Below are 16,200 nucleotides of genomic sequence, written 5' to 3'. Positions count from 1 at the left end.
CCCTGATCCAAGTGGGCTACTTCATCCTCGGCATCCGCGCCGCCGGGCTGGCGGCAGGTCCGATGAACGGCGTCGACGCCGCCGGCGTCGACAAGGAATTCTTCCCGGATGCGACGCACAGCTCACTGGTCGTCGTCAATATCGGCAGGCCGGGCACAAACGCGTGGTTCCCACGCTCACCCCGGCTCGACTACGACGAAGTCGTGACAACTGCGTAGGCGTCCACTCGATCGCAAGGGGTCCCGAGCAATTGCCCGAGACCCTCCCGCGATCTCCCCGGCGCACCGTCAGTGTGGCAGCTGCGCCCCGGTCGGGGGCGGCTGCGCGGCGAGGGCGGCCACCTCCTGGTCGGTGAGCAGCCGCGACCGGATGAGGAAGCGCACACCGTCGGGCGCCTCCAGCGAGAACCCGCTTCCGCGTCCTGGCACCACATCGACGGTGAGGTGGGTGTGTTTCCAGTACTCGTACTGGTCTGCGCTCATCCAGAATTCGGTGTCGACGCCGAGGTGACCGAGCAGCACATCAGATGCGCCGACCCGAAATTCGCCGCGCGGGTAGCACATCGGTGAGCTGCCGTCGCAGCAACCGCCGGACTGGTGGAACATGACCGCGCCGTGCTGCCGAATCAGCTTGTGCAGCACAGCTGCTGCCTGTTCGGTCAGGTCGACGCGGTCGGTCCGGTTCGACATCAGAAGAAGCCGAGCTTGTTCGGCGAGTAGCTGACCAACAGGTTCTTGGTCTGCTGGTAGTGCTCCAGCATCATGCGGTGATTCTCGCGGCCGATGCCGGACTTCTTGTACCCGCCGAATGCGGCGTGCGCCGGGTAGGCGTGATAGCAGTTCGTCCACACTCGACCTGCCTTGATTTCCCTGCCCAACTGGTAGGCGGTGTTGCCGTCGCGGGTCCATACGCCGGCGCCGAGGCCGTAGAGGGTGTCGTTGGCGATCTTCAGGGCTTCGTCGGTGGAGTCGAAGGTCGTCACCGAGACGACGGGTCCGAAGATCTCCTCCTGGAAGATCCGCATATCGTTGCGGCCCTTGAAGATCGTCGGCTCGACGTAGAAGCCGCCGGGGAAATGATCGACCTTGCGCGGGCCGCCGCCGGTCAGGACCTCGGCGCCTTCCTGACGGCCGATGTCGATGTAGGACAGGATTTTTTCGAACTGGTCGTTGCTGGCCTGTGCTCCGATCATGGTGGTGTCGTCGAGCGGGTTGCCGCTGCGAATCGCCTTGGTCCGTTCGATGCAGCGGGCCATGAATTCGTCAAAGATGGAGGAATGGATCAGCGCGCGCGACGGGCAGGTGCACACCTCGCCCTGGTTGAGCGCGAACATCACGAAACCCTCGACCGCCTTGTCGAGGAAGGCGTCGTCTGCGGCCATGACGTCGGGCAGGAAGATGTTGGGGCTTTTGCCGCCGAGTTCGAGGGTGACCGGGATGATGTTCTCGCTGGCGTACTGCATGATCAGCCGGCCGGTGGTGGTCTCGCCGGTGAACGCGATCTTCGCGATGCGAGGGCTGGAGGCCAGTGGCTTGCCTGCCTCGACTCCGAAGCCGTTGACCACGTTGAGGACTCCGGGTGGTAGCAGGTCCGCGATGAGCTCGACGACCTTCAGGATCGAGGCCGGGGTCTGCTCGGCGGGCTTGAGTACCACGCAGTTGCCCGCTGCCAACGCGGGCGCCAACTTCCAGGTGGCCATCAGGATCGGGAAGTTCCACGGAATGATCTGCCCGACCACGCCGAGCGGCTCATGGAAGTGGTAGGCGACGGTATCGGCGTCGATCTCGGAGATGCCGCCTTCCTGGGCGCGAATGGCGCCGGCGAAGTAGCGGAAGTGGTCGACCGCCAAAGGCAGGTCTGCAGCGAGGGTTTCGCGCACCGGCTTGCCGTTGTCCCAGGTTTCCGCGACCGCCAGTTGCTCGCGGTTCTGCTCGATCCGGTCGGCGATCTTATTGAGAATGTTCGCCCGGTCGGTCGGCGAGGTGCGGCCCCACGCGTCGGCGGCCCGGTGGGCGGCGTCGAGCGCGAGCTCGATATCGGCCGCCGACGAGCGCGCGATCTCGCAGAAGGTTTCGCCGTCGACCGGGGACGAGTTCTCGAAGTAGCGACCTTCGACCGGTGCGGTCCATTCGCCGCCGATGAAGTTCTCGTACCGGTGCGCATAGCTGGTGATACTGCCGTCGGCGCCGGGCTTGGCGTAGATCATGACGGGTGCTCCTCACTGAGACTCGAGGCGTGTGCCACACGACGTGGACATCGTGTTGTGGATCACTGTCTCCGGCGAGGGTTGTCGAAAGGTTGCGCGCTCCCGCGACGGGTCAGCCGCGCGAGGCGGTGTGCAGTCGCGCGGTGGCCACCGCCCGGCGTGCGTCATTGCTCGGCAGCAGTCGCAGCGCGTGCTCGTGTATCTCGATGTCGTCGAATGCGTGCTCGCCGTAGCGGAGCGCATGCTCGACGTTGTCGCTGGCCAAGACGGCGGTGCGCATGCCGACCTCGAGGTACTCACGCCACTCGACGATCGCGGGGGTATCCGATTCGGGCAGCAGCGGACCGCGGTACAGCTGGACCGCGGTCGCGGTGTCCCCGGCCTCGAGTGCGGTGACCAGGTCCACCGCATCGCAGTACAGCGGGGTCGTCAGCTGGTAGACGCGATTGGTGATATCGCCGCCGGTTATCCGCCGCAGGTGCGACACATCGGCTTTGAGGGTGCTCGACCCGGCGGGGCGGTCACCGAAGATGGCGAGGTGCAGCCGCTCGGGGGTAAACCCGTTGGGCTCCAGCGCGAGCAGGACCAGGATTTCCAGCTGGCGTCGGCGCAACCGGACCGGCTGACCGTCGCGAACCAGCCGGGCGGTGCCGAGACAGCTGAGCCTGATACCCGATTCGGTGCGGGAGATGCTGGTGTGCAGCCTGGTTTCGATCGCGCTGACCAGGGTTCGCACCGTGGACATGGCCAGCGGATGGGACCGATCCCAGGTGGAGGACAGATCGAGCACGCCGAGCTGGCGGCCGTCGGCTGCCCGGATCGGTGCGCAGTAACACACCCAGCCGTGCAGGGCGGCGACCAGGTGTTCGGCCGAGAAAACGGTACTCGGCTGTCCGGTGCGCAGGGCCAGCGAGAGGGCGTTGGTGCCCATGTGCGCCTCGTCCCAGCGACCGCCAGGGGCGAAGCCCACTCGTTCGGCGCGCCGCCGCATGACCTTGCCCCCGTAGGACCACAGGATGGTGCCGGATTCGTTCGTCACCGCGGCCACGTAACCGGCGTCATGCGCGATGCTGTGTAGCTGATCGGACAGCTCGGTCACCGGGACGCGCAGTGGTGATTCGACCCAACGCGAGCCGACGTCGTCGGAATCGACGGGTGCGCAGTCGGTCGAGGGATCGACGGTACCGAACGATCGCAGCCAGGATTGCGCAACTTCACTGCGCAGGCTGGAGCTACCACCGTCCGCCCGTGCGGGTGCGGCAGACGTTGCGCTCGGCACCCATCGGGCCCATTCCTCCTCCAACGCAGCTCGCTGCTGCGAGAGGCTACTGTGCTGCGCCATCTCTCGGATCCGTGTCTCCCTCGTCACCGTTGTCAACAACCCCAATCATCCCGCGACATGCGGTCTGCTACCGCCCTTTCGGTGATTCTGGCAACCGGCCGCCAACCTTGTCGGCGCGACGACCACCGTTCCGAGCACGCCGTGGACCATCGGATTGCTGTGTCATTCCGGGACCGATCGGGTCAGGGCTTGGACCGCAGGACTCGTGGCGCGGCACGCGAATTCGCAGTCGGAGAGACTGTCGGCTCCAAGGGCGAGGGTGAGTCGCACGGTGTCGGCCAGCCGGTACGGTTCGAGATTCCACCGCATAGTGCGGTGGAGGCGGGTCGGCTCAGCGGAGGCGGTAGCGGCTGGTCGGCACCACGTCTACGTTTCGGTCCGCGCCGAATGTGGCGACGCTCTTCATCATTCGACTGATTCTGCGTCCCAGCTCCTTGCCGTCTCCCCCGCTGCCATAGAACGCGTGTGGATCGGCGAGAGCCTCGATCGGGAACAGCTCCTCCACGATGGCCGCGAGCTCGGGTGCTCCATCCGTGACGGCGCCGACCACAAGGTTCTGGACATAGCCGAACGTCGCCTGCGTTGCGATGGCGACCTGGGTGTGCCGGTTGCGCCAACAATCCAGCCACTCGGTGTAGGGCTGATCCTCGGGGCGTCGGAGAAAGGCGATATTCGCAAGACCCGGCGCCCGCTCCCCAATCGGGACGATCGGTGGCTCGATCGGCGACGCTGCCTCGACGCGCCAGCCCGCTATCCGATCCGCGACCGACCCGAGGGTGTCGACCACCGGACCGACATCCCATCCCGCGCCCAACCAGACGCTCACCACCGCCTGCACCGGCGCGTCGAATGTCGTCAGCCGCAGCATGGCCTTCGCGACCGCGGCGTCGGAGACGTTCACCTGAACCGCGTCCGCTCCGGCAGCGGCCATCCGTTCGGCCAGCTCGCCAGTCAGGAGGTCTCCGGCACCCCACAGCGCGAAGACCAGTTTCCCCGGGGCCATGCAACCATCACTTTCTGAAACAGGTTCTACTTCGCTCGGCGCAGCTTAGCCCATTCGTGAGGGAAATCCACCGGTCTGAACCGCACGAAATCGACTGCGACACTGCCCGACGGTCGGGAGTGTCCATTCGGCGAAGCTGGCCACGGGTCGACCCGTGGCCAGGGCCCCGGCAATGTCGTCAGGTGATGCCGAGTAGTGCCAGCGGGCGGGTGCTGTCGCGGGCGTGGTGACAGTTCGCGGCGGCGATGTTGCTGACGCCGGCGGCGCGGAGCGCGCCGATGGCGGCGTAGAGCGGCCATGACTTGGGGGCCGGTGCCGCAATGGGCTCTGGGCGTCAGCATCTTCACCTCGGATGCCTTGCACCTGGCCATGCCGACCGCCCCGCCGTGGGTCTCACTGTTCAAGCTCTACACCTGGGGCATGTTCGTCCTAGCCTTGATCATCGCCGCCGGGGCCGTACTGATCGCCACCTTCAGCGCCCCGCGCGATCACCCGACGGCCTCGACCCCGTCAAGGAAGCCGGTCACCCGTCAGGGCTTCTTGACCACATCCGTCGCTTGGCCCGCTGCCATTCAACGCGCGCGAGGCTCGCCAGTCACTGACCTCGCTATTGCGTGAATGTCGCCGATGCTCGCTGATCGGACAGCGAGGCGAGGAGGGAGAGCGCTTGGGCGGATCGGGTGGCCGGCTCGGCGTGGTAGATCACCATGAGCTGGTCCTCGGCGCCGGTGACGGCGAACTTGTCGTACTGCAACTCGAGGTCGCCGACCTGCGGGTGGTGCATGTGGTACCTGCCGCCGCCGGGTTGCGGGCGTACGTCGTGGCGGGACCAGAGGCGGCGGAACAGGTCGCTCTTCACTGACAGCTCGCCGACCAGCTCGGTCAGGCGCGGATCGTCCACGTCGGCGCCGGCCGCGCCGCGGAGAATGGCGACGAGTCCGCCCACGTTGGCCTCCCAGTCGGTGAGGAACGCCTGCGCGGCCGGGTCGAGGAGGACGGCGCGCAGGATGTTGGTGCCCGGCGTGTAGATCGGTGAGAGCGCGACCGCCATCCGGTTGGAGACGAGGACGTCGAGGTAGCGGCCCTCGACGAAGGCGGGCGTCTGCTCCCACGACGCGACCAGCCGGGCGACGCTCGGGCGGACCCGCTCGGTGCGGCGCGGCGTACGCCGACGGCGGGGCGCCGGGTCCGCGAGGTCGTGCAGGTGCGCGGTGGCCTCGCGGTCCAGGCCGAGCGCGCGGGCGACGGCGTCCAGCACCTGCGCCGACGGGTGGCGGTCGCGGCCCTGTTCGAGCCGGGTGTAGTACTCGGTGCTGATCCCGGCCAGCATCGCCAGCTCGTCGCGGCGCAGACCGGGCACGCGCCGGTGGCTGGTGACGGTGATCCCCACGTCCTCGGGCCGCACCTGTTCGCGCCTGGCGCGCAGATACTCGCCGATGATGTTCCCCGACACCCCTCGACAATAGGGCACTCCGGTCTCCGCGTGGGTGGCCCTGGCAGCACCCCCCTCAGCGGGGCGCTGGTTGCGGGCGCGCGAGCGGGCGACGCTGAGCGCATGACACGAACCTGGCTCATCACCGGCGTGAGCACCGGCTTCGGCCGCGAGCTCACCGAGCAACTGCTGGCCCGCGGCGAGCGCGTCGCGGGCACCGTCCGCCGGCTCGACTCGGTGGCCGAGCTCACCGAGAAGTACGGCGACGCGTTCCACGTCGCGCACCTCGACCTGACCGACACCGCGCGCATCCGCGAGGTGGTGGTCGGCGCGCATGCCCGGTTCGGGCGGCTCGACGTGGTGGTGAGCAACGCCGGGTACGGCTTGTTCGGCGCAGCCGAGGAAGCCACCGACGAGCAGGTACGCCACCAGATCGACACCAACCTGGTCGGCTCGATCCAGCTGATCCGCGCCGCGCTACCCCACCTGCGCGCCGTCGGCGGCGGCCGGATCCTCCAGCTGTCCTCGCTGGCCGGCCAGGCCGCGTGGCCGGGCGGCTCGCTGTACCACGCCACGAAGTGGGGCATCGAGGGTTTCACCGAGGCGCTCGCCGCTGAGGTCGCGCCGTTCGGCATCGGTGTCACGATCGTGGAGCCGGGCAGCGCCCGCACCGCGTTCAGCAACGGCGGGTTGCGCCTCGCCCCGAAACTCGACGCGTACGACACCTCTCCCGCCTCCGCGGTCCGCCGCATGATCGAAGGGGGAGTCGACGTCCCGATGGGCGACCCGGCCCGGATGGCCACGGTCATGATCGACAGCGTCGACCAGGACCCCGCGCCGCTGCGCCTGCCCCTCGGCAGTGACTCGTGGACCGCGATGACCACAGCGCTGGAAAACCGGTTGAACGACCTACGAGCGCAGAAGAGTGTGGCTTTCCACGGATTCTGACTGATTGCGCGCCCCAGAAGGGGGCACCCAGTCAGATCTCGCTGGTTACTGGCGCGTGAGGGCCAGTAACGAGAGATCCGGCGCTTAGCTCGCTATCGCAGATAAATCGCGGAGTCGCACCTTCCGGCCGGGGCATCCGCCCAGGTCGGCACCGGGGTTATCGCAGCTGATCGGCATTTGTCTGCGGAAACGCCTTAGCGCCGGATTTCGCAGTTTTGGGCTTGCCGACAGCAACGTGCCTGGTCAGAAGCGGATTCATCCTGTTAGCGCCGGATTCAGGCCGTTTGAACCACCATGCGGTCGATCCGGCCGCTCGTCGGCGGCTCGATCCGCTCGGTCCGGCATCGCGCCAACGCGTGTTCGCGCACCCGCTCGGCCGACCGCTCGACCTGGGTCACACTGGCGACCAGCCACTCGGTCACCGCATCCGCGTCGGCGACACTGCACTCCCGGAAACCAAGAGCTTCGCGAATCTGGGCGCGGTGCGCCTTGCTGGTACGGCCGGTGAAGTCGTAGAACGCGATCTCCGTCCGCTCGACGCCGACCTGCCTCGCCATATACTCCACAGCGTTATCGGGGATCTCGCCACGACCGCGCGGGAACCTGCCCCGCTCGGTGTAGAACATCGCTGTCCCACAGGTGGTCTTGAGATTCGCTGTCCTCTGCCAGTTGATCTGTCGCATTGCCAGCGTGTCTGACGCAAGTGCTGGGTTTCTGCCACTAGTCAGGGGCCTGAACCTACGTCACGTCGATTGGCACAGGACACGTCAGTGTTCTCCGCCAGTCACCGTCGCCAGAAAAAGTGATGCACCACCCCACTCGGGCTCGGGATCTGCTCCAAATGAAAACGGTCGACAAGTTCGTCGGGACTCACCCACAACCTTTCGCCGCGACCGAGTTCGACTGGCGCAACGGCGATATGCATCGTGTCGATGAGATCGGCATCGAGAAACTCCCGGACCGTGGCAACACCGCCGCCGATTCGCACATCCTTGCCCTCGGCGGCGTCGAATGCCTGCGCCAGTGCGTCCTTCGGAGACGCATCAAGGAAATGGAACGCGGTTTCCCCCAGAGTGATCGAGGGTCGCTCATGATGAGTGAGGACGAACACCGGCGTGTGGAACGGGGGTTCGTCCCCCCACCACCCTTGCCAGTCGTAGTTCTCCCATGGCCCCCGCTGCGGACCGAATTTGTTGCGCCCCATGATCTCGGCACCGATGTTGTTGGCCCAGTCACGAGTGCAGTAGTCGTCGAGGCTGTAGGTTCCCCCGGGTTCGGTCCGGTTGACCCAGTGAGCAGTGGCGCCCGCCCAGGACCAGAGCGCACCCGGATCGGCGTGGCCGAACGGGCGATCAAGGGTTTGCCCTCCCCGGCGCCGTATCCATCACTGGAAACGTTGAAGCACTGAACGCGGACTTGCTGTGTCATCAGAACCCTTTCTGATTGCAATGTGCAATCGGTCAGGAAACCTACCTAGGCTGATCCCATGGCGCAACCAGTTGCTCATGACGAGCTTCCGGTGGCCCCGGGCAAGTCGGGCTGTCCGATCAATATGACGATCGAGCTCCTCGGGGACCGATGGAGCCTGATCGTCGTGCGCGACATCATGTTCGGCGGCAACACCCACTTTCGCGAGCTGCTCGCCGCGTCCATCGAGGGCATCGCGTCGAACATCCTGGCCGGCCGCCTCGCGAAACTCGTCGACGCGGGCTTGCTCACCCGCGACGACGACCCGAGCCACCGCCAGAAGGTCGAATACCATCTCACCGAGGCGGCGATCCAGCTCATCCCGGTGATGGCCCAGCTGGGCGCGTGGGGTGCATGCTGGTTGGACACGGCACCGGAACTGACGGTGCGCGCCGAACTGCCGGCCGCCGGCGGTCCCCCGCTGTGGGAACGATTCATGACCGAGCTCCGCGCCCCTCACCTGGCCGAATCGTCGATACCTGCAGCTGGAGTGCTTGCGGAACTGACCACCGCCTATCACGAAGCAGCTGCCGAGCGCGGGCACGAAACAACTGGATAGACCGCGTGACGCCGCTGAACTTCCGGGTCGATCGGTGCGTGCAGGACCCGCGTGCGGGCACTGCTGCAACGAGCTGCGGCTACGCACCGGGGTTTACCAGCAGCCGGAGGCGATGCCTCCCCGCGATTCACTCCCACGTCGATGCAGACCACGCGACAACCCCCGGCACCGCACCCATCGGCATCGGAACGGCAACGCCTCGCGCCGGACATCCGCCGTATCCGACTCAGGACCGACCCCGGAACCTGCGCCTGTGAACCCTGCGACGGTCGATCCGGCTACCGTGACCACCGAACGCGACCGCTCCACCGGCGCATACCGGATCTTCGCCGCAGGTGTACAGATCGGGCGAATCGCTCGCGAGAACCGCATCCGTGCGGCGAAGTGGCAGGCCTACGACGAGACGAACCACCCCATCCCACGCGGGCCGTGGAACACCCTGCGTGAGGCGGTGGTCGGGTATCTCGCCTACCGGGAAGAACGGACAAACCTCCCGGCTGCGACGCAAACGATGCAGGCCGGAGTCCTCGATGACACCCCAACCGCCTCTCGGCGGCGCCACGGGGTCCGCATATTCGGCGTCCCTGGGGGTTTGAAGGAGCAGTCGCGAGAAGAGTCACGCAGTGCGGGGTTGGGTGCGGTGTAGATCGGTTCACGTCGTGGCGCAACGCATCCCGGTCCTTACGTGTGGCCAGCCGGAGGGTGTTACGGATCGAACGGCACCTTCCCCGCTGAATCTCGTTCAGCGCGTTGGGCTGCGGAACACCCCTGAATCCACAGTCCCGGTGCGAATCCAGGGGTACAGTCGAAATCCCTTGTGTGACTGTTGATCTTAAGGGGAGTGTTCGTGCGGTCGTGGCGACGTTGTTTGGATGCAGCAGGGATGCAGGGGGACACGGCGCGTGCCGACTATTCGGCTGCAGCGCGGTATCTCCTGCGCAGGAATTCGTTGACTGGGTGCCAGTGCGGGTCTTGGCTCCGCCGGAGAGCCTGCCGCACTTAGCCGAGACCGACATACTGATTGCGTTGGTCCACCTAGCAAGAGAGTAACCAACCATGAACGCTCGCAGTCGACAACTGAGCCTGCCCGCATCGGTCTTCGCCGCAGCCGCACTGACCTGCGTGCTGGCAGCGCCGGAGGCCACCGCCGAAATCACCGGAGTAAGCGTCGCCCCCGGCCCCGAAGGTCTAGCAGTCGGCTGCTCCTATACAGTGACCGCCACCGTCGACACCCCCGCCCCCGAAGAAGGCGACGTCACCTTCCTCATCGCAGGCGGCTCGGTCCCCGGCAACGGCGAGCGCCTCCCCGGCCCCACCACCTACCACCCCGAATCCGGCACCGCCACCATCACCTGGACCCCGACATACCAAGGTCCCCAAAACCTCATAGCCCAACAGTTCAAACCCGGCCAGTACACCAGTGCGAAATACATCCCCGTCAACGTCAACACCACGGGAATCAACACCGGCAGCTCTTGTCTCACACTCTGATCAGCAATGTGACGCGTGGGACCGCAGGGTAGGTTGTGACCGGACAGTGTCGCAGCGACCCCTACTACCGGGACCCCCCTCGGGCCCGACCGGACCGGCCACCGGTAGATCGCCTTCTCCCAGGAGCTATGCCAAACTTCGTTGGATTTTGGGCCAGTCCGGAACCCTCCCATTCGATCGTCCCGAGCTGCTCGCGCAGTCTCCGCTTCCTCGGTACTACGCTCTCCCGGATCGCCCGATTTTGTGCCACCTGCACCCCCGACACCTGACGCACGCCACCTTAGCGCCACCGGACATAGCCGTCCGGTCGGACACTCCCACGACATCAGATGCGTTGACCAGCAACATCTTTCGAGCGACGCGGCGCCGATCACCAGGCGACGACCAGAATCAACTATGCGCATGCGAACGTACCGGCTCCGTCGCTGGGAGGCCGGGGCGCAGTGCCGCGAGTGTGGGAAGACTCGACGCGGCGGTCGACACCGACGCTGAGCAGTCAGGCTGGCGTCAACTTCGACCTCGCTGACCCGTTCTGCAAAGTTCCCGGAATCCTTAGTCAGAGACGAGCATAAGACAACTGGCAGCTACCGACAGTCCGGTTGCCGTTCAAATCGAAGGAAGTTATCACCCTCCGCTATCGCCCATGGACAACACGCCAGAGCTGCACAATGGCGATGCCAAATTTGAAGACGCCGACACCGAGATCCATTATTTACCTGCGATAGAGTTCACAACGAGCTACCCTCCTCAGGCATGGACGAGACCGAACTCCGGCCGCCAACGGTCAGCTCTGCCAAAGACACTGGACTGGTCTTGGACGTCGCCGCTGTCGGCATCGACGATCCAGCCGCCCCCGCCTACGTCCGCTGCACCGACGGCCAAACCTTCCGCCTGCCCGAACCGCTATACGAATGGGCGACCACCCTGATCGACGCACACCACAAACTCCGCGTTGCCGGGAACCCGTCAATGTTCCCCATTCAAATCGAGTTCGGGACACTCGACGGCGGCATGTACGCCGAACTGCTGTAAAATCATCGGGACGTCAGGGTCGGTCCCGCCGACAAGGCTTCCGCCGCCCCTGTTCGGCCGACCCGAACCGTCCCGTCACGGCAGTGCACCACCGAGCCTGGCGTCGACCGCCGACGGTGCGAGCACCTCGTCGAGAATCATTGCGGCACAGGCTTGTACGCCCGCAGGTGCGCTGTCGGCGCCCGGCTCGATGCGCAGCAACCGCGTGGCCAGCGCGGTCGACCGTTGATAGATCAACTCCCGCATCCCGGCTACCAGCGGTTCGAACGCATGCGCCAGGTCGCCGCGCACGACGATCATCGCCGGGTTGAGCAGATCGACTGCCGCGGCCACGACCTCGCCGATGCGGCGTCCCGCCTCCCGCACCAGACGCAGCGCGTCCGGGTCGCCGCCGCGCACCAGATCGACGAGATCGGGCAGCCCTGACACCGGCTTGCCCTGTGCCGCAAGCTGTTCGAGCAGGGCCCAACCGCCGGCCACAGCCTCCAGGCAGCCGAGGTCACCGCAGCGGCACGGGCGGGCGGGGCCACTCACCTTGATATGCCCGATCTCACCGGCACCGCCCCAGGCGCCACGCTGCAACCGGCCACCCGCCACGATGCCCGCGCCGATCCCGGTCGACACTTTGAGTACGAGCAGGTCGTCGACATCGGGGCGCATCGCGTGTTCGACCAGTGCCAGCACGTTGACATCGTTGTCGACCCGAGCGGGCACACCGAAGCGCTCGGCGAAGAATTCGGCAACGGCGACGTCGCCGCGGCCCGGCTCGACGGCAAGGCTCACGCTGCGTCCGGTGCCTACGTCGACCGCGCTCGGCATACTGACACCCACCCCGTGCACCGCCGTCGTGCTACGTCCCGCCTTCGACAGCAGGCGACTCAGCTTCTCGGCGGCGGTCGAGAGCACCGCCCGCGTCTCCCGCGCCGCAGCCACCGCGAATTCGGATTCTGCCAGCACCCGCCCCGCGAGGTCGCACACCGCGACCTGAGCGCGACTGGCGCCGATCGATGCGGCCAGCACCACTCCGGATTCTGGGTTGAACACGAGTCGGGTCGGTGGACGACCCCCGGTCGACGTACTTTCGGCGCGTTCGGCGACGAGGCCGCGTTCGAGCAGTTGCTCGACGCGCAGCGTAACGGCCGTGCGAGATAGACCGGTCAGCCTGCGGATCTCCGCTCGCGTCATCACATCTCGACCACGAATGAGCCCCAATACATCCCCGGTCGAGACGCCGGGCGCCGTCATGGATCGACCTGCCAACGCTCCTCCTCGTCAGTCCTCGATAAGCACAATATCTGGCCGGTCCGGCCCACCCTACGGCACAGTTAGGTATTTAGAGAACCAAAGGTTGCTTGCAAAAGAGCATAAGCCGCTCTAACGTTCCGGGTGTTCGATCACAAATCCGACCGAAGGAGTCCGCGATGTCGGCCCCACCTCGGATCACGCCCTGCGACATCGTCGTGTTCGGTGGCACCGGCGACCTGGCCATGCGCAAGCTGCTGCCCGCCCTCTACCTCCGGGATCGCGACGGCCAGCTGGCCGACGACACCCGTCTCATAGCGGTGTCGCGCAGCGGCCTCGGCGACGCTGGCTACCGCGACAAGGCGGCCGCCGAACTGACCGGCTTCCTCCCGCAGGATACCCACGACCCGGCGGCATCGGCAGCCTTCCTGCAGCGCCTGCACCACGTCACCCTCGACGTCGGCGACGGCGATACCTGGGATGAGCTGGTGGATCTGCTGCCCGACCCGGACCGCACCCGGGTGTACTACTTCGCTTGCGCGCCAAGTCTTTTCGGTCAGATCTGTGCGGGACTGCAGCAGGTCGGCCTGGCCACCGGTAACTCCCGCGTCGTGCTGGAGAAACCGATCGGCCACGACCTTGCCTCGGCACGGCGCATCAACGACGAAGTCGGCTCGGTGTTCGCCGAGGAGCAGATCTTCCGCATCGACCACTACCTCGGCAAGGAGACCGTGCAGAACCTGCTGGTGCTGCGCTTCGCCAACGCCCTTTTCGAACCACTGTGGAATTCGGGCGCGATCGATCACGTGCAGATCACGGTCAGTGAGGCCGTCGGCGTCGGCGGCCGCATCGGCTATTACGACGGCTCCGGCGCGCTGCGCGACATGGTGCAGAACCACCTGCTCCAGCTGCTGTGCCTGGTCGCGATGGAACCGCCGACCCTCGTGGATCCCGAAGCCGTTCGCGACGAGAAAGTCAAAGTGCTGCAGGCACTTCGGCCGCTGCGCGAAACGGATGTGCATCGCGCTACCGTGCGCGGCCGGTACACCGCCGGCCTCGTCGACGGACTTCCGGTGCCCGGCTACACCGACGAACTCGACGGAAAGTACAGCAACACGGAGACTTTCGTGGCGTTGAAGGTCGAGATACAGAACTGGCGGTGGGCCGGTGTGCCTTTCTACCTGCGCACCGGCAAACGACTGGACCGCCGCGCGGCCGAAATCGTCGTCCAGTTCCGCGGCGTACCGCATTCGGTGTTCCCAGCCGTGGCCGATGCCGACATCGCGCCCAACCAGCTGGTGCTGCGGCTACAGCCCGACGAAGGGGTGCATCTGCGGCTGGTCACCAAGGAACCCGGTCCGGGCGGCCTGCGGATGCGGGCGGTTCCGCTGAATCTGAGCTTCGCCGAAACCTTCGAATCTCGCCTGCCCGACGCCTATGAGCGGCTGCTGATGGACGTAATCCGCGGCAACCCGACCCTTTTCATGCGCCGCGATGAGATCGAGGCCGCCTGGGAGTGGATCGAACCGATCCTGGCCGCTTGGGCCGACTCCGATCAGCCCCCACGCCGGTACGTCGCCGGTACCAGCGGCCCGGCCGCCGCGACCGGCCTCATCGAACGTGACGGCCGCACCTGGCACGAGGAGAACCACCCATGACCATGCACCCTGTCGTCGCCGCCGTCACCGCGCGGATCATCGAACGCAGCGCAACAGCCCGCCGTGCCTATCTGGACCGCATCCGGGCGGCCGCGTCGATCGGACCGGCTCGAATGTCGTTGGCGTGCAGTAATTTCGCGCACGGGTTCGCCGCCTGCAGCCCAACGGACAAACTCGCGCTGCGTGGTGAGACCAAACCCAATATCGCCATCATCTCCTCCTACAACGACATGCTGTCGGCGCATCAGCCGTTCCAGGACTTCCCCGCGGTACTGCGGAAGGCGATCGCCGACGCCGGCGGTGTGGCCCAGTTCGCGGGTGGCGTGCCCGCCATGTGCGACGGGATCACCCAGGGCCGTCCCGGTATGGAGCTGTCGCTGTTCAGCCGGGATGTGATCGCGATGTCCACCGCGGTCGCGCTCGCGCACGACATGTTCGACGGTGCACTGCTGCTGGGGGTCTGCGACAAGATCGTGCCTGGCCTGGTGATCGGCGCCCTCACCTTCGGTCACCTGCCGGTCATACTGGTGCCCGCCGGCCCGATGCCGTCGGGCATGTCCAATACCGACAAGAGCCGGCTCCGCCAACTGCACGCCGAAGCCAAGGCAAGCGACGCGGACCTGCTCGCCGCTGAAGCCGCCAGCTACCACAGCCCCGGCACCTGCACGTTCTTCGGCACCGCGAACTCCAACCAACTGCTGATGGAGGTCATGGGCCTACACCTGCCGGGCGCCAGCTTCGTCCACCCGAACACCCCGCTGCGCGAGGCGCTCACCGCCGCCGCGGGCCGTCGCATCGTAGAACTCACCGCCTTGCGCGGCGGCGCGGCACCGATCGGCGAGGTCATCGACGAACGCGCGATCGTCAACGGCGTGGTGGCGCTGCTGGCCACCGGCGGTTCCACCAACCACACGATCCATCTGGTGGCAATGGCCGCCGCCGCGGGAATCAACTTGCGCTGGGACGATTTCGCCGAGTTGTCCCCTGTGGTCCCCACCCTCACCCGGATCTACCCCAACGGCACCGCGGACGTCAATGCCTTCCACTCCGCCGGCGGCATGGCGTTCCTTGTCGGCGAACTGCTCGACGCCGGACTGCTGCACGACGACGTCGCGACCGTCGCAGGTGCGGGACTCGGTGACCACTACCGCAGCGTCGCCGCATTGGACGGTGACGAGCTGGTGATGCGCAACGCACCGAAAGACAGCGGCGACAAGACGGTGCTCCGCGCCGCGGCGGACCCGTTCGCGCCAGACGGCGGCCTGCGCATGCTCGCCGGTTCGCTCGGCCGTGCGGTGGTCAAGGTGTCGGCGGTTCGGCCGGAACATCGCGTAGTGCGCGCTCCCGCCGTGGTTTTCGACAACCAGGACGACTTTCTGAAAGCTTTCACGGCCGGTCGACTCGACCGCGATCTGGTCGCGGTCGTCAGGTTCCAAGGTCCACGCGCCAACGGCATGCCCGAACTGCACAAACTGACCCCGGCGCTCGGCGTCCTGCAGGACCGCGGTCACGCCGTCGCCCTGGTCACCGACGGGCGGATGTCGGGCGCATCGGGCAAGGTGCCCACTGCCATTCACCTCACCCCCGAGGCCGCGGCGGACGGGCCGATCGCCCGCATCGTCGACGGTGACGTCATCGAACTCGACGCCGAAACGGGCAGCCTCGACGTATTGGTCGAGCCCGCCGCGTTCCACTCTCGCCCACTCGCCACCCATATCGCGTCACCGAGCGGCGCGGGCCGGGAACTGTTCAGCCCGTTCCGCGCCGCCGTCGGCCCGGCGGACCGTGGGGCGACCGTGTTCGGAGCCGCGTGATGAGCG

Annotated in this window: 16 protein-coding genes and 1 pseudogene; 9 read left to right on the top strand and 8 right to left on the bottom strand. The window is 66.6% G+C overall.

Going from position 1 to position 16,200, the window contains the following annotated elements:
- Nucleotides 1–11: 11 nt before the first annotated feature.
- Nucleotides 12–218 carry a hypothetical protein gene (locus ACV7NQ_RS37430; RefSeq protein WP_463363860.1) on the top strand — a complete coding sequence of 69 codons (207 nt, stop codon included), beginning with the start codon at nucleotides 12–14 and terminating at the stop codon, nucleotides 216–218.
- 69 nt (nucleotides 219–287) lie between these two features.
- On the opposite strand, the gene ACV7NQ_RS37425 is transcribed toward ACV7NQ_RS37430, so the two are convergent.
- The 4 genes from ACV7NQ_RS37425 to ACV7NQ_RS37410 form a co-directional block, all read right to left on the bottom strand.
- Nucleotides 288–689: a DUF779 domain-containing protein gene (locus tag ACV7NQ_RS37425; protein ID WP_463363859.1), complete on the bottom strand. Its 402-nt coding sequence runs from the start codon at nucleotides 687–689 to the stop codon at nucleotides 288–290.
- Complete coding sequence (gene adh / locus ACV7NQ_RS37420; protein ID WP_463363858.1) at nucleotides 689–2,206, bottom strand: aldehyde dehydrogenase; 1,518 nt, start codon at nucleotides 2,204–2,206, stop codon at nucleotides 689–691. Before adh ends, ACV7NQ_RS37425 begins: the two co-directional genes overlap by 1 nt.
- Before the next feature lie 112 nt (nucleotides 2,207–2,318).
- Complete coding sequence (locus tag ACV7NQ_RS37415; protein WP_463363857.1) at nucleotides 2,319–3,548, bottom strand: transcriptional regulator; 1,230 nt, start codon at nucleotides 3,546–3,548, stop codon at nucleotides 2,319–2,321.
- Nucleotides 3,549–3,879: 331 nt separating this feature from the next.
- Nucleotides 3,880–4,551 (bottom strand): hypothetical protein, encoded by a 672-nt coding sequence (locus tag ACV7NQ_RS37410; RefSeq protein ID WP_463363856.1) that lies wholly within the window; start codon nucleotides 4,549–4,551, stop codon nucleotides 3,880–3,882.
- Between the two features lie 297 nt (nucleotides 4,552–4,848).
- On the opposite strand from ACV7NQ_RS37410, the gene ACV7NQ_RS37405 reads away from it, so the two are divergent.
- Entirely contained in the window at nucleotides 4,849–5,169 is a 321-nt protein-coding gene (locus tag ACV7NQ_RS37405; protein WP_463363855.1) for a hypothetical protein, read from the top strand.
- Here ACV7NQ_RS37405 and ACV7NQ_RS37400 read toward each other — a convergent pair.
- Nucleotides 5,159–6,004 carry a helix-turn-helix domain-containing protein gene (locus ACV7NQ_RS37400; RefSeq protein WP_463363854.1) on the bottom strand — a complete coding sequence of 282 codons (846 nt, stop codon included), beginning with the start codon at nucleotides 6,002–6,004 and terminating at the stop codon, nucleotides 5,159–5,161. The genes ACV7NQ_RS37405 and ACV7NQ_RS37400 overlap by 11 nt on opposite strands.
- A 102-nt stretch (nucleotides 6,005–6,106) precedes the next feature.
- Between ACV7NQ_RS37400 and ACV7NQ_RS37395 the strand changes: the two genes are divergently transcribed.
- On the top strand, nucleotides 6,107–6,931 hold the full coding sequence (locus tag ACV7NQ_RS37395) for an SDR family oxidoreductase (protein ID WP_463363853.1): 825 nt from the start codon (nucleotides 6,107–6,109) through the stop codon (nucleotides 6,929–6,931).
- A gap of 275 nt (nucleotides 6,932–7,206) precedes the next feature.
- On the opposite strand, the gene ACV7NQ_RS37390 is transcribed toward ACV7NQ_RS37395, so the two are convergent.
- Together ACV7NQ_RS37390 and ACV7NQ_RS37385 are read right to left on the bottom strand one after the other, a co-directional pair.
- Entirely contained in the window at nucleotides 7,207–7,614 is a 408-nt protein-coding gene (locus ACV7NQ_RS37390) for a DUF4158 domain-containing protein (RefSeq protein WP_463363852.1), read from the bottom strand.
- A gap of 101 nt (nucleotides 7,615–7,715) precedes the next feature.
- Nucleotides 7,716–8,359: pseudogene (locus tag ACV7NQ_RS37385) on the bottom strand (dihydrofolate reductase family protein).
- A gap of 58 nt (nucleotides 8,360–8,417) precedes the next feature.
- Here ACV7NQ_RS37385 and ACV7NQ_RS37380 point away from each other — a divergent pair.
- The 4 genes from ACV7NQ_RS37380 (at nucleotide 8,418) to ACV7NQ_RS37365 (ending at nucleotide 11,480) form a co-directional block, all read left to right on the top strand.
- On the top strand, nucleotides 8,418–8,957 hold the full coding sequence (locus ACV7NQ_RS37380; RefSeq protein WP_463363851.1) for a winged helix-turn-helix transcriptional regulator: 540 nt from the start codon (nucleotides 8,418–8,420) through the stop codon (nucleotides 8,955–8,957).
- Nucleotides 8,958–9,210: 253 nt separating this feature from the next.
- On the top strand, nucleotides 9,211–9,603 hold the full coding sequence (locus ACV7NQ_RS37375; RefSeq protein WP_463363850.1) for a hypothetical protein: 393 nt from the start codon (nucleotides 9,211–9,213) through the stop codon (nucleotides 9,601–9,603).
- Nucleotides 9,604–10,013: 410 nt separating this feature from the next.
- Nucleotides 10,014–10,448 (top strand): hypothetical protein, encoded by a 435-nt coding sequence (locus tag ACV7NQ_RS37370; protein ID WP_463363849.1) that lies wholly within the window; start codon nucleotides 10,014–10,016, stop codon nucleotides 10,446–10,448.
- Between the two features lie 753 nt (nucleotides 10,449–11,201).
- Nucleotides 11,202–11,480, top strand: a complete 279-nt coding sequence (locus ACV7NQ_RS37365) for a hypothetical protein (protein ID WP_463363848.1) — start codon at nucleotides 11,202–11,204, stop codon at nucleotides 11,478–11,480.
- A 75-nt stretch (nucleotides 11,481–11,555) separates the two neighbouring features.
- Here the strand turns inward: ACV7NQ_RS37365 and ACV7NQ_RS37360 are convergent, their stop codons facing one another.
- A complete protein-coding gene (locus ACV7NQ_RS37360; protein ID WP_463363847.1) occupies nucleotides 11,556–12,665 on the bottom strand; it encodes an ROK family protein in 1,110 nt (369 codons plus the stop codon).
- Nucleotides 12,666–12,901: 236 nt separating this feature from the next.
- Between ACV7NQ_RS37360 and zwf the strand changes: the two genes are divergently transcribed.
- A complete protein-coding gene (zwf, locus tag ACV7NQ_RS37355) occupies nucleotides 12,902–14,380 on the top strand; it encodes a glucose-6-phosphate dehydrogenase (protein WP_463363846.1) in 1,479 nt (492 codons plus the stop codon).
- A complete protein-coding gene (gene edd, locus ACV7NQ_RS37350) occupies nucleotides 14,377–16,194 on the top strand; it encodes a phosphogluconate dehydratase (RefSeq protein WP_463363845.1) in 1,818 nt (605 codons plus the stop codon). Before zwf ends, edd begins: the two co-directional genes overlap by 4 nt.
- The last annotated feature ends 6 nt before the right edge of the window (nucleotides 16,195–16,200 follow it).

Source organism: Nocardia sp. Tas62D01, from assembly GCF_055232035.1.
This window is presented reverse-complemented; position numbering and strand designations above follow the sequence as displayed.

Excerpts from the sequence above, each read along its gene's own strand:
- ACV7NQ_RS37425 (WP_463363859.1), bottom strand. The coding sequence starts at position 689 with ATGTCGAACCGGACCGACCGCGTCGACCTGACCGAACAGGCAGCAGCT.
- adh (WP_463363858.1), bottom strand. The coding sequence starts at position 2,206 with ATGATCTACGCCAAGCCCGGCGCCGACGGCAGTATCACCAGCTATGCG.
- ACV7NQ_RS37415 (WP_463363857.1), bottom strand. The coding sequence starts at position 3,548 with ATGGCGCAGCACAGTAGCCTCTCGCAGCAGCGAGCTGCGTTGGAGGAG.
- ACV7NQ_RS37410 (WP_463363856.1), bottom strand. The coding sequence starts at position 4,551 with ATGGCCCCGGGGAAACTGGTCTTCGCGCTGTGGGGTGCCGGAGACCTC.
- ACV7NQ_RS37405 (WP_463363855.1), top strand. The coding sequence starts at position 4,849 with ATGACTTGGGGGCCGGTGCCGCAATGGGCTCTGGGCGTCAGCATCTTC.
- ACV7NQ_RS37395 (WP_463363853.1), top strand. The coding sequence starts at position 6,107 with ATGACACGAACCTGGCTCATCACCGGCGTGAGCACCGGCTTCGGCCGC.
- ACV7NQ_RS37390 (WP_463363852.1), bottom strand. The coding sequence starts at position 7,614 with ATGCGACAGATCAACTGGCAGAGGACAGCGAATCTCAAGACCACCTGT.
- ACV7NQ_RS37380 (WP_463363851.1), top strand. The coding sequence starts at position 8,418 with ATGGCGCAACCAGTTGCTCATGACGAGCTTCCGGTGGCCCCGGGCAAG.
- ACV7NQ_RS37370 (WP_463363849.1), top strand. The coding sequence starts at position 10,014 with ATGAACGCTCGCAGTCGACAACTGAGCCTGCCCGCATCGGTCTTCGCC.
- ACV7NQ_RS37365 (WP_463363848.1), top strand. The coding sequence starts at position 11,202 with ATGGACGAGACCGAACTCCGGCCGCCAACGGTCAGCTCTGCCAAAGAC.
- ACV7NQ_RS37360 (WP_463363847.1), bottom strand. The coding sequence starts at position 12,665 with ATGACGCGAGCGGAGATCCGCAGGCTGACCGGTCTATCTCGCACGGCC.
- zwf (WP_463363846.1), top strand. The coding sequence starts at position 12,902 with ATGTCGGCCCCACCTCGGATCACGCCCTGCGACATCGTCGTGTTCGGT.
- edd (WP_463363845.1), top strand. The coding sequence starts at position 14,377 with ATGACCATGCACCCTGTCGTCGCCGCCGTCACCGCGCGGATCATCGAA.